Origin of the sequence: Pseudonocardia sp. EV170527-09 (genome assembly GCF_008369905.1) — a bacterium.
GTDB lineage: Bacteria > Actinomycetota > Actinomycetes > Mycobacteriales > Pseudonocardiaceae > Pseudonocardia.
Genome location: NZ_VRMC01000055.1, coordinates 18,291 through 41,630, shown reverse-complemented (window position 1 = coordinate 41,630; position 23,340 = coordinate 18,291). Strand labels below are relative to the sequence as shown.

The window sequence follows — 23,340 nt, the reverse complement described above, 5'->3', positions numbered from 1 at the left end:
GGACCCTGGCCGACGGCTGGGCCTACGCCCGACTCTATGAGTCGACCCGCCAACGCAACGACGCCCTACCCGGCTGGCTGCACTTCTACAATCACCACCGCGCTCACTCCGCCATCGGCGGCCAGCCACCAGTCACCAGGCTGACCAACCTCCCTGGACATCACACCTACGCCGGCATCGCCAACATCATGCTCAACGGCCTGGGTGTGCTGCTCTCGCCCGCCGACCGGCCCGGCATGCTCCCCGGGCTCAACGCCGGCGCGTTCAACCTGGGCGCCGGGATCAGCTTCGTGGTGCTGCCCGCGGTGCAGGTCGCCGTCGGCGGTGCCGAGCAGACCGGGGTCGGCGGCTACGCCGTGGGCATGGGTGTCGGGGCCGCGTGCACCGCGGGCGCGTTCGCGCTGTCGCTGCTCATCCCGCGTCCGGCCGCGGCCGAGACCGGCGCCGCACACGACGTGGCGGACGCCCGGTGAGCCGGGTCCTGGTCGTCGGCTCGCTCAACGCCGACCTGGTGGTGCGCACCGAGCGCTTCCCGGGACCGGGGGAGACCGTGGCCGGGGAGGACCTGACCGTGGGCCCCGGCGGCAAGGGGGCCAACCAGGCCGTCGCCGCCGCCCGGCTCGGGGCCGGTGCCGGGGTCGGGGTGGGCATGGTCGGCGCGATCGGCGACGACGACCACGGCCGCACCGTGCGCGACGCCGTCGCCGCCGCGGGTGCCGACGTCGACCGGGTCGCGGTGCGGGCCGGTACGGCCACCGGCACCGCGGTCATCACCGTCGACGCCGCGGGCGACAACACGATCGTCGTCTCGCCCGGGGCCAACGCCACCCTGGGGCCGGGGGACCTGCCCGCCTTCGACGACGTCGCGGTGCTGACGCTGTGCCTGGAGATCCCCACCCCGACGGTGCTGGCCGCCGCCCGGGCCGCCCGCGCCGCCGGGACCACCGTGCTGCTCAACCTCTCGCCCTACGCCCCGGTGCCCCCGGAGCTGCTCGACGCCACCGACGTGCTCGTCGTCAACGAGCACGAGGCCGCGCTGCTGGGGGAGCACCCGGTACCCCGGTCGGTGGTGACACGCGGGGCCGCGGGGTGCGAGGTCCACGACGCCGACCGCGATACGGTGTCCACAGTGGATGCGATGCGGGTCGAGCCGGTGGACACCACCGGCTCGGGCGACGCGTTCCTCGCGGCCGTCGCCGTGCGGCTCGCCGCCGGGGACGACCTGGTCGACGCGGCCCGCTACGCCGTGCGCGCCGGTGCCCTCGCGGTGACCGTCGCCGGGGCGCAGCTGCCGCCGGTCGGCGACGACGAGCGCATCCGCTTCGGGCTGTAGGCCCCACGAACGCCGGTGTCCCGGCCGGACCGCCATCCGGCCGGGACACCGGTTCCCGCCCCGCCGGGTTCCGGCCGCCGGCCGGTGTCCACGCGGTGTGTCGCCCGGCTCGGAGCACCCGGCCCAGAGCATCCGGCTCGGAGCACCCGGCTCAGAGGACGGTGAGCGTGATCGTGTCGCCCGGTTCGGCGTCGCTGCCCGCTCCCGGGTCCTGCCCGATGACGCGCCCGTCACGGCGACCGAACGGGAAGCCGCGCTCGACGTCGACGTCGAAGCCTGCCTGGCGCAGCAGGTCCGAGGCCTCGTCGGCGCGCATCCCGATCACGAACGGCACCGAGGTGGGGCCCGGCTCCGCGGCGGGCGGCGTGGTCGTCGGGGGCGGGGCGGGCTCGGCGCCGCGACTGGTGACCAGGGTGACCGCCGCGCCGCTCGCCAGCCGGGTCCCGGCCGGCGGGTCGGTGCGGATGACCGCCCCGGCCGGCACCTCGGTGCTGTACTCCGCCGCGGTCGTGGACTGCACCGGGGTCAGCCCGGCGCGGCGCACCGCGTCCTCGGCGGTGGCCACGGCGCTGCCCGCCGGCACGTCGGGGACGGCGGGCCGGCCGGTGGAGACGACCAGGGTGACCGTGGTGCCGCGCAGCACGCGGGTCTCCGGCGCCGGGTCGACCTGGGCGACCCGGTCGGGGGCCACCTCGTCGTCGGCGCGTTCGGTGACGGTCGGGGTCAGGTCGGACTCGGCGACCAGCGCGGTCGCCTGCTCCCGGTCCATGCCGGTGACCGCGGGCATCGTGGTCCAGCGGCCCGACCCGAGCCACCAGGCGCCCGTCCCGGCCAGCGCGGCCAGCAGCAGGAGCAGCACCATCCACAGCGCGAACACCCGTCGGCCACGACGGCGGCGCCCGGCCAGCTCCTCGCGGGTCATCGGCTCCGGCTGACCGGCGGGGGTGACGGCGGTGCCGTGCGCGCCGCGGGCCCTGGTCTGCACCCGGGTGCCGCCGGGGCCCGGCGCGGCCGCGTCGAGCGGCCGGTGGCGCAGCGGTCCGGCGGGGAGGGTGGCGCCGTCGTCGGGTGGCGGCGGGCCGGGCGGGCGCGGCGTCGCGGTCCGGGGCAGGCCCAGCCGGTCGGCCATGTCCAACAGCTCGCGGCGGAAGTGCTCCGCGTCGACCGGGCGCTGCTCCGGGTCCCGCGAGGTGGCCCGGGCGACGAGCGCGTCCACGGCCGGTGGCAGGCCCGGGACCAGCGCCGACGGCGGCGGCACGTCCTCGTTCACGTGTCGGTAGGCCACCGACAGCGGGTTGTCGGCGGTGTAGGGCGGCTGCCCGGTCAGCATCTCGTAGAGCACGACGCCGGCGGCGTAGACGTCGCTGCGGCCGTCGGCGCGACCGGACACGACCTGCTCGGGGGAGAGGTAGGCCATCGTCCCGAGGATCATCCCCGCGTGGCTGACCCCGGCCTCGGCGGCTGCGGTGAGCAGCCCGAAGTCGGCCACCTTCACCTCGCCGCCGGAGGAGATCAGCACGTTCTCCGGCTTCACGTCCCGGTGCACCATGCCGAGCCGGTGGGCGCGGGCCAGCCCGGCGAGGACCGGCTCCAGCACCCGCACCGCGGCGGGAAGCCCGAGTGCGCCGCGGGCGCGCAGCACGTCGCGCAGGGTGCCGCCGTCGACCAGCTCCATGACGACGAACAGGCTGGCCTCGCCCAGCGGACCCGCCGGGACGGTGCCCCGGTCGTAGACGGCGACGACGCACGGGTGGTCGATCCGGGCCGCCAGGCGAGCCTCCCGGTCGAACCGGGTGCGGAAGGCGTGGTCCCCGGCCATCCTCGGGTCCATCACCTTGATCGCGACGGCGCGTTCGAGGCGGGTGTCGGTGCCGTGGTGCACCGTCGACATGCCGCCGCGGGCCAGCACCGGGCCGACCCGGTAGCGACCGTCGAGCAGCACCTCGCCGGGGCCGTCGGCGGCGAGCCGCCCGGCCCCACCCGGGGTGCCGGGGGCGGCCGGACCGGACGGTGAGCTCATCGCGGGTCAGGTTACCGGTGGGGATCCGGGCGCTCGTGCAGGTGGTCGGCGCGGGGGCCGCCGGGGCCGGTCGGTGCGGTGGGCGTCGGCGCCGCCCCGGGCGGTGTGGGACAGTGTCCGGCTGTGAACGAGTCCTTCCCCGCCGCTGTCACCGAGGAGACGCTGAGCGTCGCCGAGGTGGCCGACCGCCTGTCGATCCCCGTCTCCCGGGTGCACCAGCTCGTCCGCGACGGGCAGCTCCTGTCCTTCAAGGAGGGGCACGACGTCGTCGTCCCCGCGGCGCTGCTCGACCGGGACGGCGTCGTCCGCGGGCTGCCGGGCACGATCGTCGTCCTGCGTGACGGCGGCTACGACGACCACGCGATCCTGACCTGGCTGTTCAGCGAGGAGGAGTCGCTGGACGGCGCCCCGATCACCGCGCTGCGCGCGGGCCGGCACAAGGAGATCAAGCGCCGCGCCCAGGCCATGGCCTTCTGACCGGTGCCCTGCGGGGCGCGGCCCGTCAGGCGCGGGCGCGGTGGATGCGGTCGCGCGCCAGCTGGCTCCCGCGGGCGGCCAGGGCCCGGCCGAGCCGGGGCAGCGCGACGGCGGCCCGGCGCCGGTTCGACACCGCGACCCGGCGGGTCAGGACGTCGTAGCCGGCGTCGGCGATCTCGTCGAGGATCTCGGCGTACAGCACCCGGGCGGCGCCGACGCAGGCCCGCGACACCGGCTCCAGCATCGGGATCCCCGGGTCGGCCCGGCGGTAGGTGGCCCGGGTCCGGGCGACCAGGTGGGCCAGGGCGCGGCGGATCCGCGGGTCCGGGCGCCCGGTGCGCCGACTCCAGGCCAGCAGCTCCCGGTCGACGCCGAACGCGGCGAGCTCGTCGGCGGGCAGGTACACGCGGCCGCGGTCGAGGTCCTCGCCGACGTCGCGCAGGAAGTTCGTGATCTGGAACGCCACGCCCAGCAGCGCGGCGTGCGGCTCGGCCTCGGCCCGCGGCACGACGGTCCCGAGCACCGGCAGCGTCTGCAGCCCGATCACCGCGGCCGAGCCGTGCACGTAGACGGCCAGCTCGTCGTCGGTGGCGTAGTCGGTGACGGACAGGTCCATCCGCATCGAGACCATGAAGTCCCGGAACAGCGACGCGTCGAGGTCGTGGCGGCGCGCGGTCTCGGCGACGGCGATGACCTCGGGCCTGCTGCCGGGCAGCGGCGTGCCCGCCAGCGCGGCCGCCAGCTCGGCGTCGAGCGCGTCGAGCCGGGTGTGCGGGTCCCCGCCGCCCGCGCCGTCGGGGTCGTCGACGATCTCGTCGGCGAAGCGCGCGAAGCCGTAGAGGGCGTGAATGTCGACCCGTCGCTCCGGGGGGAGCAGCCGGGTCGCGAGGAAGTAGGTGCGCCCGTGCTCGGCGTGCAGCGCCCGGCAGGCGGCGTAGGCCGCGCGCAGCTGCGGGTCGGTCAGGCCGGCGGCGTCGAGCTCGACGCGGACGGCCCGCTCAGCCGCGGAGGGCCGCATCGTCGGTGGGCGGCTGTGTCGCGGACTGTGTCGCGGACTGTGTTGCGGGCCGTGTCACGGCCGGGGTCGGCGACGGGGTGCTCCGGCGCAGGCCGAGCGGGTCCGGCCGGAGCAGCGACACCGCGGCCAGGACACCGGCCAGGGCGCAGGCCAGCAGGTAGTGCGGCACGTAGAGGGCGGTCTCGCCGTCGGGGAAGTACACGATCATCAGCCAGATCGAGCCGAACACGACCCACTGCAGCCCGCGGGCGCTCCACGGCGTCATCGCGAGCAGGCAGAACCCCCAGCTCAGGTACCACGGCAGTGTGGTGGGGGAGAGGACCGCGGCCAGCGCCAGGGCGATCGCCGCGTTGCGCACCGCGACCCGCGGGTCGTTGCGGCCGCGCCACCACAGCAGCGCGATCAGTGCGGCCATCACCAGCGCGCCGATGAACCGGAACGTGTCGACGAACGCCTGGGAGTTCACCTCCTCGGCGAACATCCCGGCCACGCTCGCGGTCGCCTGCCCGACGGCGGTCGGCACCGACAACCAGTTCACGATCATCGAGGGGGCGCTGAGCGCGGGCAGCCAGCCCAGCCCGAGACCGGTGAGCCAGGTGGCCCCGCCGAACACGACGCCGAACACCGCCACCGACGGCACCCCGGCCCGGACCAGCCGCGACCAGAACCCGCCGGAGAGCTTCGCCGCCCACACGAGCACCAGGAACGGCAGCACGATCCCGGCCGAGGCCTTGACCGCCATCGCCAGCGACGCGACGACGATCGCCCACACGAACCGCTCCCGCAGCGCCAGCAGCGCCGCCAGCGGCAGCAGGCCGATGACCAGCAGGTCGTTGTGCACCCCGCCGACCATGTGCACGACCATCACCGGGTTCGCCACGGCCAGCCACAGCGCGACCGCTGGGCGCCCGCCCAGTCGCCGGGTCAGCGCGGGCAGCACCGCGACGAGCAACAGCAGCCCGGTGACCAGGCTCAGCCGCATCAGCACGACGCCGAGCAGCACGTTCTGGCCGGCGAGCAGGACCACACCCTGGGCGAGCAGGATGAACAGCGGCCCGTAGGGGGCGGGGGTGTCCTGCCAGAAGAAGTGGACGTTGTCGGTGAAGATCCCGCCCATGGTGTCCGGCCCGACCACGTACGGGTCGTACCCGGCCAGCGGCAGCGCGCCCTGGGCGAGGTAGCTGTAGGGGTCGCGGGTGAACAGCGGCGCCGTGACCAGCATCGGCAGCATCCACACCGCCGCCGTCGTCAGCACCGCGCGGCCGCCGGCGCTGCGGGCGAGCACGGCGCGGCCCAGCCGCACCCACGCCCACACCATCAGCACCAGGCCGACATAGATCACGATCGTCGCGAGCATCGCGCCGTGGCCGTAGCGCCAGAACGACAGGGCCGAGTTGCCGATCACCGGGTCCCGCATCGGGATCCCGCCGCCGCCGAACGAGCCGAGGAACATCAGCACGGTTCCGGCCAGCCCCAGCAGCAGGATGCCCCGCGGCGGCGAGCCGAGCCGCTCGACCGGACCGGGCCCGGCGGGCCGCGAGGTGGCGGGCGGGGGCACGACCGGGCCCGCGCCGGGGTCCGGCGTCACCGGTTCGGGAGCCGCCGGGCGGGGGAGCGGGGGCGAGGGCTGAGCCGTCATCGTGTCCGTGTGTGCTGGTCGGGCGTCGTCGGGACCATGATTCCACGCCCCTCGGCGCTCGTACTCGGCGCCTGCCCGCAGCGGCCGCCGTCAGTGGTGCCCAGTGCCACCCTCAGCGACCCGTGCGTGCTCCGACCCCGTGCCCGGCGCGCTCGGCCGGGCGCGGACCGGTGATCCGCTCGGCCGCCAGCCGCCCGGAGATCAGCACCGGCGGGATCCCGACGCCGGGGGTCGTGCCGCACCCGGCGAGCACCGCGTTCGCCGTCCCACGGACCAGGTTGCGCGGCCGGAACGGTCCGGTCTGGGCCAGTGTGTGCGACGCCGAGAACGGCGTGCCCGCCGCCATCCCGGCGGCCGCCCAGTCCTGCGGGGTCCACATCCGGGTCCAGCTCGGCTCCGCCGAGGGGTCCACCAGGCCGCGGTCGGCGAGCACCCCGAACAGCTCCTCGGCGTAGGCCGGGCCGACCCGGGCCCAGTCGATGCCGGGCGCCACCGCGGTGTTCGGGCAGGGCGCGAGCACGCTCATGACCTCGCGCCCGTCGGGCTGCAGCGACGGGTCGGTCAGCCCGGGCCGGGTGACCAGCAGCGACGGGTCGGACATCAGCCGGCCCTCGTCGATGATCTCGCGGAAGGTGCCGTCCCAGGAGCCGCCGAAGGAGATCGTGTGGTGGTGCTGCGCGGTGCCGGGGGCGGGGGCGGGCATCCCGGCGTGCACGACGACGGCGCTGGGCGACCAGCGCAGCCCGACCGGGCGTCGCGGCGCCCCGCCGAGCAGCGCGTAGGCCGCGGGCAGCTCGGGGGAGAGCACGACCGCGTCGCACGGGGTGCGCGACTCGTCGGTGCCGTCGGCGCCGGTGTGCCGGACCGCGGTGACCCGGCCGCCGGAGCGGTCCAGGCCGGTCACGGTGCGGCCGTAGTGGATCTCGGCGCCCGCATCGGCCGCCGCGCCGGCCAGCGCGGTCCCCATCATCCGCATGCCGCCGCGGGGGAAGTACACGCCCGCGATCGTGTCCATGTAGGCGATCACGCCGTAGGCGCCGAGCGCGTCGCGCGGGGAGACCCCGGCGTAGAGCGCCTGGAAGGAGAACACCCGGCGCAGCCGCTCGTCGGGCAGGAAGCGGTCGATCCGCCGACCGAGCCGTCCGAACCCGCCGAGCGCGGCGAGCCGGGCCAGGTCGGGGCCGAGCAGCGACAGCGGGGAGTCCATGTTCGCGCCGATGAAGTGGTCCATCTCGGCGCGGTAGAGGTCGGTGAGCCAGCGACGCAGCCGCCGGTACCCGGCCGCGGAGTCCGGGCCGCAGGTCTCACGGATCTCGTGCTCCATCGCGGCGGCGTCGGTGTGCACCGCGATGGCCGAGCCGTCGGCGAACTCGGCCCGGTAGGCGGGGTCGAGCCGGACGAGGTCGAGCCGGTCCGCGGTGGTCTCGCCGACGGCGGCGAAGGCGGACTCCAGCAGCTCCGGCATGGTCAGCACGGTCGGGCCGGTGTCCAGGGCGTAGGTGCCGTGGGCGTCGGTCACGTCGAGCCGCCCGGCGCGGCCGCCGGGGACGCTCTCCCGCTCGACGATCGTGACCCGGCGGCCCGCGCCCAGCAGGTGCAGCGCGGTCGACAGCCCGGCCAGCCCCGCCCCCACGACGACGACGTGGTCGGAGGGCCCTTCGATCCGTCGCATCCCGCTCACCAGGCCCGTCGGGTGGCGCGCTCGGCCAGCTCGAACAGGTGCGACCGGCCCGGTTCCGCGACCGGTGCGGAGTCGAGTGCGTCGAGCGCGGCGCCGGTGAGGGCGGCGATCCGCTGCTCCACCGACTGCACCGCGCCCAGCTCGGACAGCGCGGAGCGGGCCCGGTCCAGGCTCGCGGCGTCCAGGTCGGGGTCGCCGAGCGCGGCGAGGACGACGTCGGCGGCGGCCCGGTCCCCGCGCTGCTCGGCCCGCTGCAGGGCCGCGGCGACCAGCAGGGTCCGCTTGCCCTCGCGCAGGTCGTCCCCGGCGGGCTTGCCGGTGACCCGGGGGTCGCCGAACACGCCGAGCAGGTCGTCGCGCAGCTGGAACGCGACGCCGATGTCGGCGCCGTAGCGCCGGTAGGCCGCGACGACCCGCGGGTCGGCCCCGGCGATTGCCGCGCCCAGGTGCAGCGGCCGCTCCACGGTGTAGGCGGCGGTCTTGAAGCGGTCGATGGTCAGCGCGGTCGACTCCGCGGTGTCCCCGGAGGCCTGTGCCAGCACGTCGAGGTACTGGCCGGAGAGCACCTCGGTGCGCATCGCCCGCCACGGCTCGGCGGCGCGGGTGTGGGCGCCCTCGGGCAGTGGGGCGGCGTGGAACATGTCGTCGGCCCACACCTGGGCCAGGTCCCCGACGAGGATCGCGACGGCGGCGCCGAACCGGGCCGGCGGACCCGACCAGCCGTTCGCCGCGTGCATCCTGGCGAACTCCACGTGCACCGTCGGCCGGCCGCGCCGGGTCGAGGAGGCGTCCATCAGGTCGTCGTGGACCAGCGCGCACGCCTGGATCAGCTCCAGCGACGCGATCGCGCTCAGCACACCGTGGGCGTGCGGGTCGGCCGGGTCACCACCCGCGCCGCGCCAGCCCCACCAGGCGAAGGTGGGCCGCAGTCGCTTCCCGCCGCCCAGGACGAACCCGGCCAGCGCGTCGGCGGCCTGCACGACGACCGGGTCGATGCCCGACACCTCGGCGCGGCGGCGGTCCAGGTACCCGGCCAGCACCCGTTCCACGTGCTGGGGCAGCGCGTCGTCCAGGGGGGCCGGACCGGTCGTGGACGGGCCGGGGGACCCGGACGGACCGGACGGTGCGGACACGGGGGAGACGGGGTCTGCCACGGCGACCAGGCTATCGGTGCGCCGGGGACCCGGCCCGTCGATGCGGTGGTGGTGCACGTCATGGCCGCTCGGGGGCGGTGCGGACCTCTCGGCGGGCGACCGGTGGGTCGTGCGCCCCGTAAGGTCGTCGCCGTGACGACGAGTTCCGCATCCACGGTGACCGAACGGATCAGCGTCGACCGACCCTTCTTCGCGGTGGAGTTCTTCCCGCCGAAGGACGACCAGGGCGAGGCGGAGCTGTGGCGCGCCATCCGCCGCCTCGAGGTGCTGGACCCCGCCTACGTCTCGGTGACCTACGGCGCGGGCGGCTCCAGCCGCGACCGGACCGTCCGCACGGTCGAACGGATCGCCACCGACACCACGCTCTGCTCGATGGCGCACCTGACCGCCGTCTCGCACTCCACCGACGAGCTGCGCCACGTGATCGGGTCGCTGGCCGCCGCGGGGGTCCGCAACATCATGGCGCTGCGCGGGGACCCGCCCGGCGACCCGCTCGGCGAGTGGGTCGCCCACCCCGAGGGACTCGAGTACGCCGACCAGCTGGTCGCGCTGATCAAGCGGTCCGGCCCGTTCTGCGTGGGCGTCGCCGCGTTCCCCTACGGCCATCCGCGCTCGGCCGACCTCGACGCCGACACCGAGCGGCTCGTCGGGAAGTTCCGGGCGGGGGCGGAGTTCGCCGTCACCCAGCTGTTCCTGGAGCCCGAGGGCTTCCTGCGGCTGCGTGACCGGGTCGCCGCCGCCGGGTTCGACCAGCCGATCATCCCCGGCATCATGCCGCTGACCTCGGAGAAGACCTTCCGCAAGGGCCCGGAGCTGTCGGGCTCGCCGTTGCCGGGAGCACTGGTGGAGCGGCTCGCGCCCTACTCCGGCGACGCGGCGGCGTTCCGCGCCGCGGGGATGGAGGTCACCGGCGAGCTGTGCGAGCGGCTGCTCGCCGAGGGTGTCCCCGGGATCCACTTCTACTGCCTCAACCGGTCCACGGCGACGACCGAGCTGGTCGAGCGGCTCGGGCTGGCGCCGCGCCACGAGGGGGCCCGGCACTCCACCCCGGCCTGACCCTGCGCCGCACCGCCCACCCCGGTCCGAGGGCCGGGCCGGTGGTCAGGCCGGGCGCACCAGGTGCAGGTCCGGGGCCGGTCGGGCGCCCGTCGGCCCGACGTCGGCCCAGGTCGTCTTGCCGCCGCGGTGCGGGCGCACCCCCCAGCGCTGTGCGAGCCGGTCGACGATCTGCAGCCCGCGCCCGCGGGTGGCGGTGGGGTCGTGGGGCTGCTCGCGTCCGCGGACGACCGAGCCGTCGCGCACGCGCAGCCGCACCGCGCCGTCGCGCACCCGGGCGGTCACCAGCATCGGGGTGTGTGCGTGGTCGATGCCGTTCGCGACCAGCTCGTGCAGCACGAGTGCCGCGTCGTCGAGGGTCGAGTCGTCCACCAGCGGCGTCAGGAACCGCGTCAGCTCGTGCCGGGCCGCGCGGCACGCGGCTGCGTCGGGCTCCACCCTCAGGGTCCAGGACTGCGCGGTCACGGCCCGCCCCCTCCCCGTCCTGCCGGGTCGTCCCACCCGACCTGAACCGGTTACCCGGTGTGCCCCCGTCGCACACGCCCGCGGTCACCCACCCGTGGGCCGCCCGGAGCGGGTACGGTCACAGATCCGACGCGTAGAGCCAACTGCGCGTGCCCGCAGCTGCGAGCACGACGTGGAGGCCCCGCTTGCGCATTGCCGTCATCCGTACCCCCGAGGTCCCGAGAACGTGCGGCGCGGGAATCACCGCCGCCTCGCTGGCCGCCGCCGGTCACACCGTCCGGGTGTTCACCGACATCCCCGACGACCCGGACCTGGCCGCCCGGGCCGGCAGTGACGCACTGCGCGTACAGCCGTGGGACGCCGGGCAGGACACCGCACTGGCCGCGGCGTGGTCCGACGACCCGCCCCAGGTGGTGCACGCGATCGGTCTGCGCGCCGGGGTCGCCGCCGCCGCGACCGGGGTGCCGGTGGTGCAGGTCTACCCGCCCGACGCCCCGGGCCCGGCCGTGGTTCCCGCGGCCCGTACCTGGTCGTCGCCGGGGGTGGCCCGGGTGCTGGCCTCCAGCGAGGAGCAGCACACCGCGCTGCTGCGCCGCGGGGTGCCGCGGGCGGCGTTGCGGACGGTGCCGACCGCCGTCGACACCGACGCCTTCACCCCCGACGGCCCGGCGCTGCGCCGGGGTGACCGGCCTCGGCTCCTCGCGGTCGGCTCGCTGGCCGACGGCGCCGGGGTGGACACGGTGATCCGGGCGCTGGCCCGGATCCGCACCGCCGAGCTGCTGGTCGCCGGCGGCGCGGCGGGCCAGGACCCGGACCGCGCGCGCCTGTTCGACATCGCCCGCGAGGCCGGTGTCGCCGGACGCGTCCGGTTCCTCGGGCCGGTCGAGGGGGCCCTGCTCCCGCGGTTGCTGCGCTCGGCCGACGTCGTGGTCGCCGCGCCGGAGCACGACGTCGGGGTCGGGGCGGTCCTGCAGGCGATGGCGTGCGCGCGGCCGGTCGTGGCGACCGGGGTGGGCGGGCTGCGCGACGTCGTCGTCGACGGGGTGACCGGGATGCTGGTCCGCCCGGCCCGGCCGGCGGAGCTGGCGGTCGCGCTGCGCGGTGTGCTCGGCGACGACGCCCTGCGCGTCGGGTTCGGGATCGCGGGCCGGGACCGTGCGGTGTCACGGTTCGACCGGGTGCGGATCGCCCAGGCCCTGACCGCCGTCTACGGCGAGCTGGTCGGCGAGCCGGTCGTCGAGCCCGCCGAGGACGACGACCCCGAGGCCCGCACGCCGGTGGGCGCCGTGGGCTGACGCGGCGGCCATGCTCCCGGGCCCACGCGGCGTCGCGGATCACGCACGCACCGTCGGTATGGGGCTCGGTGTCCGGTACCGCCTGCGCCGTGCGAGTGGTCATCCGCGTGACTGGTGAGCGACGCTAAGCATCGGCTCCTACCGTGATCGGCATGCGCACAGCCGACGATCAGTGGGACATCACCAGCAGCGTGGGCGCCACCGCCCTGGCCGTCGCCGCGGGGCGGGCACTGGAGACCCGCCGCCCCGACCGCCTGGTCGACGATCCGTACGCCCAGCGGTTCGTCGATGCGGCCGGGACGCTGTCGGCCGTGCCGCAGGACCCGGACGACCCCGCCGACCCGTGGGTCGTGCAGGCCGGCTACCAGGGCGTGCGTTCCCGCTTCTTCGACGAGGCCCTCACCGGCGCCGGGACGACCCAGGTCGTGCTGCTCGCCGCGGGCCTCGACGCGCGGGCCCTGCGGCTGCCGTGGCCCGCCGGGACCACGGTGTTCGAGGTCGACCAGCCGAAGGTGCTGGACTTCAAGGACGGGGTCGTCGCCGAGGCGGGGATCACGCCGACCGCGCGCCGGGTCACCGTGCCGGTCGACCTGCGCCACGACTGGCCCGCCGCGCTCACCGCCGCCGGTTTCGACCCGGCCCGGCCGACCGCCTGGCTGGCCGAGGGGCTGCTGCCCTACCTGCCCGCCGACGCCGAGCAGCTCCTGTTCGAACGGGTGCACGCGCTGTCGGTGCCGGGCAGCCGGATCGCCGTCGAGCACTTCGGCGACCAGGTGGAGCGGATCGCGGACGACCCGTCGTTCCGGGAGACAGCCCAGGAGATGCTGCCCGGCACCGACGTCCGCGAGCTGTTCTTCGCCGAGCCCCGGACCGAGCCCTGCGACGCCTGGCTGCGCCGCCACGGCTGGACGGTCACCGCCCGTACGGCCCGCGACGTCGCCGCGGGCTACGGGCGGCCGCTGGGCGGCACGGTCGCCGACATCCTCGGCGCGACGGCGCTGCTGTGGGCCGATCGGCCCTGAGCGGCGAGCTCAGCGCGCGGCGCGGGCGTCGACGAGCAGGGCGAGGTGCAGCGTCGTCCGCACCTCGGGGTCGGTGAGGTCGAGGTCCAGCAGGGCGGACAGGCGGCGCAGCCGGGCGTAGGCCGCCGGGCGGCCCACCCCGAGCCTGCGGGCGACGTCGGCGACGACCCCGCCGGCGTCGACCAGGGCCCACAGGGTGTCCCGGGCGTCGGCCTGCGCGGCCGCGGGCAGTGCGCCCACCGGGCCGAGGACGTCCGCGGCGAAGCCGAGCAGGTGGGGGCCGTCGCCGAGGCGGTGCACCAGACCGCGCAGCGCGGGCACCCGGACGGGGCCGCGGCCCCCGGTCGCGGCATGGGCGGCCGCGTCCTCGCGGGCCCGGCGCAGCAGGTCCGGCAGGTCGGCGACGGAGCCGGGCCCGGCCGTCGCCGCGGCCACCGTGGCGGGCAGCGCGGCGAGCAGCGGGCGGCCGTCGCCGGGGACGAGCACGACGAGCTCCCCGGGTGCGGGGGAGGCCACCGTCGCCGCCGGTGCGACGGCGGCGAGTGCCGCGTCGACGCCCTGGTCCGGGGGGTGGTCGCCGGTCGCGCGCAGCGCCACCACCGACAATCCGACGGCGGTGTCCAGCCCGGCGGCGCGGGCGCGCACCGCCAGCCGTCCGGCGTCGGACGGGACCGCGGCGGCCAGGTCGGCGACCAGTGCGTCGCGGGCGGCGCGCAGCAGGACCACCGGATCCGGGTCGAGCAGCGACACCGCGTCCGCGGCGGCGTCGAGCACCGCGGGGACCCGGTCGGCGGTGCCCGGCGTCGGCCGCGACGGCACCGTCAGCCGCCCCCACCGCGCGCCCGGCCGCCCGACCGGCGCGGTCGCCCAGCCCTCGGGCCCGGCGGGCCCGGCGAGCCGCGAGCGCGCCCCCCAGTCCCGCAGGTCCGGACCGCCCGCCGTGAGCAGCACCCGGTGCGCGAGGTCCTCGCACACCACGGGCGCGTCGATCCGACGGGCCAGCTCGTCGACCACGCGCTCCGGCCCCACCCGGTGCAGTGCGAGCGACCGGAACGCGGCCTCGGCGCCCGGCGGCCCGGGGAGGTCGTCGCCGCGGTCGACGACCTCCCCCAGCACGCCCGCGACGATCTCGGCGAAGCGCACCGTGCGGCGCAGCTCCACCAGCGGGAACCCGGCCGCGCGGGCGGCCTGCACCAGCCCGGCGGGCAGCGACGGCAGCTGCTGCCCGATCTCGACGACCAGCCCGACCGCCCCGGCGGCCCGCAGCGCGTCGACGTAGCGGGCGGGGACGGTGGTGGGGTCGGCCACCGGCATCCCCACCGACAACACCAGCACCCCCGGGGGCAGCGTCCCGGCCGGGTCGGCGACCTCGCTGACGTGCACCCAGCGCACCGGGGTGCCCAGCGCCGCCCGCCCGGCCCGGACGGCCGGTGCCCCGGCCCGGACCTCCGGACGGGCCAGCACGTCGGCGATGGTCGGGTACACCGGGGGATCCACTCCGTTCGCCGGCTGGCTCGGGACGATACGGATCGTATCCCTGACCGGAGCCGTCGCGGCGCCGACGATCGGAGGTGTCCACGCCGCTACCGAGGGAGCCCCACGTGACCGCCGTCGAGAACCCGACCCGGACCGAGGCCGGTGCCACCCCGGACGCGCCCGCCCTCTCGCCGCACGCCGATGCGGCGGGCCGGCACCTCTGGATGCACTTCGCCCGGATGCACGGCCGCGACGGCGCGAACCCGATCCCGGTCATCACCCGCGGCGAGGGCGTGCACCTGTGGGACGACCGCGGGCGCCGGATCCTCGACGGCCTCGCAGGCCTGTTCGTCGTCCAGGCCGGGCACGGGCGGCGCGAGCTGGCCGAGGTCGCCGCCCGGCAGGCGTCGGAGCTGGCGTTCTTCCCGGTCTGGGGCTACACGACCCCACCCGCGGCCGAGCTCGCCGAGCGGCTGGCCCATCTCGCCCCCGGCGACCTGAACCGGGTCTTCTTCACCTCCGGCGGCGGCGAGGCCGTCGAGAGCGCCTGGAAGGTGGCCAAGCAGTACTTCAAGCTCCGCGGCCGCCCGCTCAAGCACAAGGTGATCTCCCGGGCGACGGCCTACCACGGCACCACGCACGGGGCGATGGCCGTGACCGGGCTGCCCGCGATGAAGAAGGACTTCGAGCCGCTGGCCCCCGGCGGGTTCCGCGTGCCCAACACCAACCTCTACCGCCACCCCGAGTTCGACGGCGACGCCGAGGCGCTGGGCCGCTGGGCCGCCGACCGGATCGAGGAGGCCATCGCGTTCGAGGGCGCCGACACCGTCGCCGCGGTCGTGCTGGAGCCGGTGCAGAACTCCGGTGGCTGCCTGACCGCGCCGCCGTCGTACTTCGCCCGGGTCCGCGAGATCTGCGACCGGCACGACGTCCTCCTCGTCGCCGACGAGGTGATCACCGGCTTCGGCCGCCACGGCGTCCCGTTCGCCAGCGCGAAGTTCGGGTTCACCCCGGACATCATCACCTGCGCCAAGGGCATGACCTCGGGCTACGGGCCGCTGGGCGCGATGATCGCCTCGGAGAAGGTGATCGAGCCGTTCCTCGCCCCCGGCGTGACGTTCCCGCACGGCTACACCTGGGGCGGGCACCCGGTCTCGGCCGCCGTCGCGCTCGCGAACCTCGACCTCATGGAGCGCGAGGACCTCTACGGCAACGTCACGTCCCACGCCGACGCGTTCGGCGCGACCCTCGACCGGCTCCGCGACCTGCCGATCGTCGGTGACGTCCGCGGCGACGGCTACTTCTGGGCCATCGAGCTCGTGCGCGACCGGGAGACCCGGGAGACCTTCGGCCCGCAGGAGCGGGAGCGGCTGGTGCGCGGCTTCCTCCCCGGGGCGCTGTTCGAGGCGGGCCTGTACTGCCGGCCCGACGACCGCGGGGACGTCGTGATCCAGCTGGCGCCGCCGCTGATCGCCGGCCAGGCCGAGTTCGACGAGATGGAGCAGATCCTGCGGCACGTGCTCACCGAGGCGTCGGAGGTCGTATGAGTTCGGAGGGACCCGCCGCGTCGGGTTGTTGACCAACCGGCGGGTAACTAGGTTGAACGCGCAGGCGCCGCACCGCGGCGGGGCATGCGACGGGGGGTTCCATGACGACCGACGACCTCACCGGCGGACGCGAGGTCGTCGTGACCCAGGCCCGGTCGCACACCGAGCGCGGCATCCTGCGGCGCTGGGCCGAGGAGCACCACCCGGGCGCGAGGGTCGTCGGGATCGGCCCGAACGGCGAGGTGCCGTCCGCCCTGGGGGAGGCCCTGCACGGCGACGACACCGTGATCGTCCCCGCCCGCGTGGCCTGGGTGACCCCCGAGCCGGAGGACAGCGGCGCGGTCGGCAAGCTCACCGGGCTCGCCACCTCGGCCGTCATGCGGATGGCCTGGTCGCCGCTGCACCCCTCGATGGCCCGGCACCGCCCGGACGCGGCGCGGGTCGTCGTGGGGGAGGCCGCGACCGTCGCCGACCTGGTGTCGCGGTTCGTCGCCCAGGAGAGCGGGCGGCCCGGCAGCAACGGCTTCACCCGCTTCGTCGCCCGGCAGGCCGTGCTGGCCTGCGACCGCGCGGAGCGGCGGATCCTCGGCGACCGCTACAAGGTGCCGCGCCGGATGGTCGAGCAGATCACCTCCTCGTCGCGGTTCACGGCGCTGGTCGACCGGCTCGCCCGGCAGACCGGCACCCCGGCCGCCGAGGTCGAGCAGCGCCTCGAGTCCTGCCTGCACGAGATGGCCGCGGTGCAGAGCCCGCCGGCGATCGACGTGTTCCGGGCGATGATGGGCCCGATGCACTCCAAGGCCTGGGACGTGCAGGTCGACGAGTCCGGGCTGGAGCGGCTGCGGGAGCTCAACAAGGAGCACGCGCTGGTCTTCCTGCCCAGCCACCGTTCCTACGCCGACCCGCTGCTGTTCGCCGAGGTGCTGCACGACCGCGACTTCCCGCGCAACCACGTGCTCGGCGGCAACAACCTGTCGTTCTGGCCGATGGGGGCGCTGGGCCGCCGGGCCGGGATCGTGTTCATCCGGCGCACCTTCGGCGGGGACACGATCTACAAGGCCGCGATCCAGGAGTACCTGGGGCACCTGCTCGCGAAGCGCTTCAACCTGGAGTGGTACATCGAGGGCGGCCGCAGCCGCACCGGCAAGCTGCGCAAGCCCCGCATCGGGCTGCTGCGGTACCTGGTGTCCGCGCTGGAGGAGCGACCCGAGCTCGACGCGATCCTGGTGCCGGTGTCGATCGTCTACGACCAGCTGCACGAGGTCGGTGCGATGGCCGCCGAGCAGCGTGGGGCGGCGAAGAAGGCCGAGGGGCTGGGCTGGCTGCTCGGCTACTTCCGGGACCAGCGCCGCCACATCGGCACCGCCCGGGTGCGCTTCGCCGAGCCGTTCGCGCTGCGCCAGGCGCTGGCCGACGCCGGGCCGGGCCGAGCCCAGCTGGAGAAGGTCGCGTTCCGGGTGTGCGCCGGCATCAACCGGGTCACCCCGGCCACCGCGACCTCGCTCGCGACCTTCGCGCTGCTCTGGGCGCAGGACAGGGCACTGACCCTGCAGCAGGTCCGGGAGGTCGTCGCGCCCTTGGCGGACTACCTGGAGGCCCGCGGCATCCCGGTGCCGATCGCCGAGCTGCGGACCCGGCACGGCCTGCGGATGACCCTCGACCGGCTCGCCGAGGCCGGTGTCGTCACGATCTACGACGGCGGCACCGAGCCGGTCTTCGCCATCAGCACCGGCCGCCACCACGTGGCCGCGTTCTACCGCAACGGCGCGCTGCACCACCTGCTCAACCGGGCCATGCTGGAGATCGCGCTGCTGCGGGTGGGCGACGCCGACCCGGACGAGGACATCGTCGAGGTCGCCTGGCGGGAGCTGGCCCGGCTCCGGGACCTGCTGAAGTTCGAGTTCTTCTTCTCCACCCGCCGCGAGTTCCGCGCCGAGATCATCGGCGAGCTCGACCTCGTCGACCCGCAGTGGCGGACCCGCGTGGCGGACCCGGCCGACGTCCGCGGCGCGCTGCGGCAGGCGCCGCTGCTGGTCGCGCCGGGTGTGCTGCGCTCGTTCTTCGACGCCCAGCTCGTCGTCGCGGACCGACTCGTCGCGCTCGGCGAGGAGCCGATGACCGACGAGAAGGAGTTCCTGGAGGACTGCCTGGGCGTCGGCCGCCAGATGCTGCTCCAGCAGCGGGTCGACCGCGCCGACTCGGTGTCGCGTGAGCTGTACGCCACCGCCGTGCGCCAGGCCGACAACCGCGACCTCCTCCGCGAGCCGGAGTCCGGCGCGGCCGGTGCGCCGCTGGCCGACCGGCGCGCCGCCTGGCTGACGGAGGTCACCGCGGTGATCCACGATCTGGGGCGGCTGGGCGAACTGCAGCGCGCCCGCCTCGAGGTGGTCCTCGGTTCCGGCGAGACGACGACGGTCGCGGCCTCCGCCGCCGCGGGCGCCGTCGTCCCGCCGGCCGGGGCGCAACAGCGTGCGGAAGGGGACTCGGGTGTCGCCAGCTGACGGTGCGCGGGACGGGGACACCCGGGCCCGGATCCGGGCCATCCGTGAGGCCGAGCCCGGACCGGGCACGATCGCCTACTTCGACTACGACGGCACCGTCATCGACGGCTACTCGGCGGGTGCGTTCTACCGCCGACGGCTGCGTGAGTTCGACGTCGGCCCGGTCGAGATGGTGCGCACGGTGCTCTCGGGTATGCGCGGCATCCGCACCGACGACGACTTCAAGGAGTTCCTCGCGATCACCCTCGCGACCTGGAGGGGCCGCAGCGAGGACGAGCTGCTCGCCCTGGGCCGGACCCTGTTCCGCGACGAGATCGCGGCCGCGCTGCACCCGGAGGTGTGGGAGCTCGTCGCCGCGCACCGGGAGCAGGGTCATCAGGTCGTGATGGCCTCCTCGGCGACCCGGTTCCAGGTGCAGCCGATGGCCGAGGAGCTGGGCGCGGACCGCGCGCTGTGCACCGAGCTGGAGGTGCGCGACGGCGTGCTGACCGGCCGCGTCGCCGGGACCTCGCTGTGGGGGACCGGCAAGGCCGACGCGGTGCGGGCCGACGCCGGGGCGCACGGCGTCGACCTCGCGGACTGCTTCGGCTACGCCAACGGCACCGAGGACGCGGAGTTCCTCTCCGCCGTCGGGCACGCGGTGGCCGTCTCGCCGACCGACTCGCTGCGCAGGCTCGCGGTGGAGCGGGGCTGGCCGGTGCTCGACTGCGCGCCGCGGGGCGGGCTGTTCCCGAGCGTCGCCGACGTCGCGCGGACCGCGGTGTTCTACGGCGGTCTGTTGGGTGGTCTCGCGACCGCGGCCGGCGCGGGTCTGCTGCACGGCTCGCGGCGGCGCTTCGTCGACATGGCCGCCGGGGTGGGGTCCGACGTCGCGTTCGGGCTGGCCGGGATCGACGTCGAGGTCAGTGGCGCGGAGCACCTGCACTCGGCGCGTCCGTGCGTGTTCGTGTTCAACCACCAGTCCAAGTTCGACGTGCCGCTGATGATGAAGCTGCTCCGTGAGAACTTCACCGGCGTCGCGAAGAAGGAGGCCGCACAGATCCCGGTGTGGGGCCAGCTGTTCTGGGCCGCCGACGTCGCGTTCGTCGACCGCGGCAACTCCACCGCCGCCCGGGAGGCGCTGCGCCCCGCCGTGGAGAAGCTCCGCGACGAGGGGGTCTCGCTGGCCATCGCGCCGGAGGGGACGCGCTCGGCGACGCCGCGGCTCGGCCCGTTCAAGAAGGGCGCGTTCCACATCGCGATCCAGGCCGGTGTCCCGATCGTCCCGGTGGTCATCCGCAACGCCGGCGAGATCATGTGGCGGGGTGCGCAGACGATGCGCGGTGGCACCGTGCAGGTCGCGGTGCTCCCGCCGGTGGACACCTCGTCGTGGGTGCCGGAGGACGTCGGGAAGTACGCCGACCAGGTCCGCGACCAGTTCCTCGACACGCTCGCGGCCTGGCCCGAGCGGCGGATCGCGCAGGACGAACGCAGCCAGGAGGACCCGGCATGAGTGACACTCCGCTGGCGTGGGGTTCGGTCCGCGAGATCTCGTCGTTCGAGACGATGATGTGGCGTGCGGAGGCCGACGACCCCCGGTTCCGCTCGCCGGTCCTCGCGGTCGAGCTGCTCGACACCCGGCCGGACTGGGACCGGCTCGTGGCCGCCGTCGACTGGGCGACGCGGATGGTGCCGCGCTTCCGCGAGCGGATCCGTGAGCCGCTCGGCGGGCTGGGCACGCCCTACTGGATCCACGACGTCGAGTTCGACCTGCACTACCACCTGCGCCGGGTGCGCATCCCCGGCGCGGGACCCGACTTCTGGCCTGAGCTGTCCTCGATCGCCGAGCAGTTCATGATGACGCCGTTCGACCGGGAGCGGCCGCTGTGGGAGGCCACCCTCGTCGAGGGCCTCCCGGGCGGTCGCGCCGCCTTCCTGCTGAAGCTGCACCACGTGCTCACCGACGGGATGGGTGTGGTCCAGCTGCTGTCGCAGCTGCACAGCCGCAAGCGGGAGCACGACGAGGAGAAGCCGCAGCCCCCCGCACCCGCCACCGAGACGCCCGATCCGCTGGCCGAGGTCGACCGGCTGGTGCGCCGTGAGGCCGGCATCGTCCCGGCGACGGTGCGTGCGGCGCGCGACGTCGTCGGTGCGCTGACCCACCCGCTCTCCGCGGCCCGCGACAGCGCGCGCTACCTGGAGTCCGCGCTGCGGGTGCTGTCGCCGCCGCCGGGCACCGGCTCGGAGCTGCTGCGCCCGCGCGGGACGTCGTGGCGGTTCGTCGCGCTCGACGTCTCCTTCCCCGACCTGCGGGCGGCCGCGAAGACGGTCGGCGGCTCGTTCAACGACGCCTACGTGGCCTCGCTGCTCGGCGCCTTCCGCCGCTACCACGAGGAGATGGGCCACCCGGTCCCCGGCGACGCCGTCCTACGGACCTCGGTGCCGGTGTCGGTGCGCCGACCCGGGGACGCCGACGGCGGCAACCGGTGGGCGCCCGCCCGGCTGCGCGGGCCGATGGGTATCGCCGACCCGGCCGCCCGGCTGCGGGCGGTCGGTGAGCAGATGCGTGCGGCCCGCGAGGAGCCCGCGCTGGAGAGCCCGGACGTCGTCGCCCCGCTGCTGGCCCGGCTGCCCGGACCGCTGCTGACGCTGGTGGCGGGCGGGTCGACCCAGGGCAACGACCTGCAGGCCTCGAACGTGCCGGGCCTGCGGGCGGAGGCGTTCCTGTGCGGGGCACGGATCGAGCGGGTCTACCCGTTCGCGCCGCTGCCCGGCTGCGCGGCGATGATCACCGTCGTCACGCACGGCGAGCTCTGCTGCGTCGGGGCGAACATCGACGCCGCCGCCATCACCGACCGCGACACCTTCGCGCGCTGCCTGGCCGAGGGGTTCTCCGAGGTCCTCGCCCTGCACCCGGGGTCGGCCGAGCCGGTGGTGGTGGCATGAGCGCCGTCCACGTCGGCGGGTCCGGCGAGCCGTTGCTGCTGCTGCACGGGGTGACGTCGTCGTGGCGGGCCTGGAAGCCGGTGCTGGCGATGCTCGAGGAGCACCACGAGGTCTGGGCGGTCACCATGCCCGGCCATCTGGACGGCCCGCCGATGCCCGAGGGCGAGTTCAGCATCGACCTGCTGGTCGACGCGCTGCTCGACCAGCTCGACGGGCTCGGGGTGCCCGAGCGCCCGCACGTCGTCGGGAACTCCCTCGGCGGCTGGGTCGCGCTGGAGCTGGCCCGCCGCGGGCGCGCCCGGTCGGTGGTGGCGCTGTCCCCGGCCGGGACGTGGGAGATGCCCGCCGACCTGTACCGGCTGCTCGCGAGCTTCCGGATCGGCGCGATGCTCGCCGGGTGGGCGCCGGTCCGGGCGCTCGCCTCGTGCGGCCTGATCCGCCGGCTGATGCTGCGCGCGCTGTCCGAGCGCACCGACCGTTTCACCTCCGAGGAGGTCGCCGAGTTGTTCGCGGACTTCACCGGCTGCACGGTGCTCGACCCGCTGCTGTCCGCCGCGCGGATGGACAACGCGATGGCGCCGTTCGAGGAGCTGCCCTGCCCGGTCCGGATCGCGTGGTCGGGCTCGGACCGCACGATTCCCTACAGCCGTTACGGGCGCCCCATGATGGACGCCGTGCCCGGCGCCGAGTTCGTCGTGCTGCCGGGGGTCGGGCACGTGCCGATGGTCGACAACCCGGCCCTGGTCGCGTGGACGATCCTGCAGCACACCCGCTACGAGGTGGCCTCGTGACCGGGCCGGCCGCCGGGTCGCCGGACGGGGCCGTGGACCTGGCCGCGGCCGTCGACGGCTGGGCGCCGGAGCCGCGCGTCGGCACCGACGCGGTGTCCGCGTGGTCGGTCGCCGCGTTCTCCGGCCTGCTGGACCTCGACCCGGTCGCCGCCGACGGTGACCCGCTCCCGCCGCTGTGGCACTGGCTCGCCTTCCTCGACACCCCGCCGACGTCCGCGCTCGGCGACGACGGGCACCCCGGCGAGGGTCACTTCCTGCCGCCGATCCCGGACCGGCGACGCATGGTCGCTGGCGGCCGCCTGACCTGGCACGCGCCGTGGCGGGTCGGTGAACCGGTGACCCGACGCCAGGAGCTCGGTCCGGTCCGCGTGAAGCAGGGCCGCAGCGGGCAGATGGCCTTCGTGACCACCCGCGCCGAGTTCCACCGCGGTGACACGCTCCTCTGCGTCGAGGAGCAGGACATCGTCTACCGCTCGCAGCCCGCGGGCACCGGGCGCGGGATCACCGCCCCGGACCCGGCGCCGCGTCCGGAGCACGAGTGGGGCTTCACCGTGCCGACCGGCCCGGAGCTGCTGTTCCGCATGTCGGCGCTGACCTACAACACCCACCGCATCCACTACGACCTGCCCTACGTCACCGAGGTGGAGGGCTACCCCGGGCTGGTCGTGCACGGCCCGCTGTTCGCGCTGCTCGGACTGGAGATCGCGCGCCGCCATCGCCCGACGGCGTTCGTCCGCGGCTTCGAGTACCGCCTCACCGCACCGGCCTTCGCCGGCGCGGACGTCTGGGTCGGCGGGACCCCGGACGGGGACCGCATCGTCGTCGCCGCGGGATCGGACGGGGCACCGGAGTCGGTGCGGGGGAGCATCGAGCTGGCGTCCTGACCGCTCAGGTCCCCGCGACCGGCTGCCACGGGATCGATCAGCACGATCCGGCCCCC

18 protein-coding genes and 1 pseudogene are annotated in these 23,340 nt (G+C 75.7%); 12 read left to right on the top strand and 7 right to left on the bottom strand.

Going from position 1 to position 23,340, the window contains the following annotated elements:
• Positions 1 to 167, top strand: a pseudogene (locus tag FVA95_RS17850) (integrase core domain-containing protein); the annotation flags it as partial.
• A 302-nt stretch (positions 168 to 469) separates the two neighbouring features.
• Entirely contained in the window at positions 470 to 1,333 is an 864-nt protein-coding gene (locus FVA95_RS17840; protein ID WP_149665208.1) for a ribokinase, read from the top strand.
• Between the two features lie 151 nt (positions 1,334 to 1,484).
• On the opposite strand, the gene pknB is transcribed toward FVA95_RS17840, so the two are convergent.
• A complete protein-coding gene (gene pknB, locus FVA95_RS17835) occupies positions 1,485 to 3,353 on the bottom strand; it encodes a Stk1 family PASTA domain-containing Ser/Thr kinase (protein WP_149665207.1) in 1,869 nt (622 codons plus the stop codon).
• A 123-nt stretch (positions 3,354 to 3,476) separates the two neighbouring features.
• Between pknB and FVA95_RS17830 the strand changes: the two genes are divergently transcribed.
• Positions 3,477 to 3,830, top strand: coding sequence for an Rv2175c family DNA-binding protein (locus FVA95_RS17830; protein WP_149665206.1), 354 nt, complete (start codon positions 3,477 to 3,479; stop codon positions 3,828 to 3,830).
• Between the two features lie 25 nt (positions 3,831 to 3,855).
• Here the strand turns inward: FVA95_RS17830 and FVA95_RS17825 are convergent, their stop codons facing one another.
• The 4 genes from FVA95_RS17825 to FVA95_RS17810 form a co-directional block, all read right to left on the bottom strand.
• Positions 3,856 to 4,848, bottom strand: coding sequence for a phytoene/squalene synthase family protein (locus FVA95_RS17825; RefSeq protein WP_149665205.1), 993 nt, complete (start codon positions 4,846 to 4,848; stop codon positions 3,856 to 3,858).
• Positions 4,829 to 6,487 carry a polyprenol phosphomannose-dependent alpha 1,6 mannosyltransferase MptB gene (mptB, locus tag FVA95_RS17820; protein ID WP_167306425.1) on the bottom strand — a complete coding sequence of 553 codons (1,659 nt, stop codon included), beginning with the start codon at positions 6,485 to 6,487 and terminating at the stop codon, positions 4,829 to 4,831. Before mptB ends, FVA95_RS17825 begins: the two co-directional genes overlap by 20 nt.
• A 112-nt stretch (positions 6,488 to 6,599) precedes the next feature.
• Positions 6,600 to 8,159, bottom strand: coding sequence for a phytoene desaturase family protein (gene crtI, locus FVA95_RS17815; protein ID WP_149665204.1), 1,560 nt, complete (start codon positions 8,157 to 8,159; stop codon positions 6,600 to 6,602).
• A 5-nt stretch (positions 8,160 to 8,164) separates the two neighbouring features.
• Positions 8,165 to 9,241 carry a polyprenyl synthetase family protein gene (locus FVA95_RS17810; RefSeq protein WP_161992343.1) on the bottom strand — a complete coding sequence of 359 codons (1,077 nt, stop codon included), beginning with the start codon at positions 9,239 to 9,241 and terminating at the stop codon, positions 8,165 to 8,167.
• 213 nt (positions 9,242 to 9,454) lie between these two features.
• Here FVA95_RS17810 and FVA95_RS17805 point away from each other — a divergent pair, with 213 nt between their 5' ends.
• Entirely contained in the window at positions 9,455 to 10,378 is a 924-nt protein-coding gene (locus FVA95_RS17805) for a methylenetetrahydrofolate reductase (RefSeq protein WP_149665202.1), read from the top strand.
• A 45-nt stretch (positions 10,379 to 10,423) separates the two neighbouring features.
• Here the strand turns inward: FVA95_RS17805 and FVA95_RS17800 are convergent, their stop codons facing one another.
• Positions 10,424 to 10,843: an ATP-binding protein gene (locus FVA95_RS17800; protein ID WP_161992342.1), complete on the bottom strand. Its 420-nt coding sequence runs from the start codon at positions 10,841 to 10,843 to the stop codon at positions 10,424 to 10,426.
• 185 nt (positions 10,844 to 11,028) lie between these two features.
• On the opposite strand from FVA95_RS17800, the gene FVA95_RS17795 reads away from it, so the two are divergent.
• Positions 11,029 to 12,138, top strand: coding sequence for a glycosyltransferase family 4 protein (locus FVA95_RS17795; RefSeq protein WP_149665200.1), 1,110 nt, complete (start codon positions 11,029 to 11,031; stop codon positions 12,136 to 12,138).
• Positions 12,139 to 12,290: 152 nt separating this feature from the next.
• Positions 12,291 to 13,160, top strand: a complete 870-nt coding sequence (locus FVA95_RS17790) for a class I SAM-dependent methyltransferase (protein ID WP_149665199.1) — start codon at positions 12,291 to 12,293, stop codon at positions 13,158 to 13,160.
• A 9-nt stretch (positions 13,161 to 13,169) separates the two neighbouring features.
• Here the strand turns inward: FVA95_RS17790 and FVA95_RS17785 are convergent, their stop codons facing one another.
• Positions 13,170 to 14,645: a PucR family transcriptional regulator gene (locus tag FVA95_RS17785; RefSeq protein ID WP_149665198.1), complete on the bottom strand. Its 1,476-nt coding sequence runs from the start codon at positions 14,643 to 14,645 to the stop codon at positions 13,170 to 13,172.
• A 116-nt stretch (positions 14,646 to 14,761) separates the two neighbouring features.
• Here FVA95_RS17785 and FVA95_RS17780 point away from each other — a divergent pair, with 116 nt between their 5' ends.
• The 6 genes from FVA95_RS17780 to FVA95_RS17755 all read left to right on the top strand — a co-directional run bounded on the left by FVA95_RS17780 (position 14,762) and on the right by FVA95_RS17755 (position 23,284).
• Positions 14,762 to 16,183, top strand: coding sequence for an aspartate aminotransferase family protein (locus FVA95_RS17780; protein ID WP_255474655.1), 1,422 nt, complete (start codon positions 14,762 to 14,764; stop codon positions 16,181 to 16,183).
• A 101-nt stretch (positions 16,184 to 16,284) separates the two neighbouring features.
• Positions 16,285 to 18,684 carry a glycerol-3-phosphate 1-O-acyltransferase gene (locus tag FVA95_RS17775; protein ID WP_149665197.1) on the top strand — a complete coding sequence of 800 codons (2,400 nt, stop codon included), beginning with the start codon at positions 16,285 to 16,287 and terminating at the stop codon, positions 18,682 to 18,684.
• Positions 18,671 to 20,176 carry an HAD-IB family hydrolase gene (locus FVA95_RS17770; RefSeq protein WP_149665196.1) on the top strand — a complete coding sequence of 502 codons (1,506 nt, stop codon included), beginning with the start codon at positions 18,671 to 18,673 and terminating at the stop codon, positions 20,174 to 20,176. The genes FVA95_RS17775 and FVA95_RS17770 overlap by 14 nt, the downstream gene beginning before the upstream one ends.
• Complete coding sequence (locus tag FVA95_RS17765) at positions 20,173 to 21,609, top strand: wax ester/triacylglycerol synthase domain-containing protein (protein WP_149665195.1); 1,437 nt, start codon at positions 20,173 to 20,175, stop codon at positions 21,607 to 21,609. Before FVA95_RS17770 ends, FVA95_RS17765 begins: the two co-directional genes overlap by 4 nt.
• The gene (locus FVA95_RS17760) at positions 21,606 to 22,400 is read left to right on the top strand and encodes an alpha/beta fold hydrolase (RefSeq protein WP_149665194.1); all 795 of its coding nucleotides are present in this window, start codon (positions 21,606 to 21,608) and stop codon (positions 22,398 to 22,400) included. Before FVA95_RS17765 ends, FVA95_RS17760 begins: the two co-directional genes overlap by 4 nt.
• Positions 22,397 to 23,284, top strand: a complete 888-nt coding sequence (locus tag FVA95_RS17755; protein WP_149665193.1) for a MaoC family dehydratase N-terminal domain-containing protein — start codon at positions 22,397 to 22,399, stop codon at positions 23,282 to 23,284. Before FVA95_RS17760 ends, FVA95_RS17755 begins: the two co-directional genes overlap by 4 nt.
• The last annotated feature ends 56 nt before the right edge of the window (positions 23,285 to 23,340 follow it).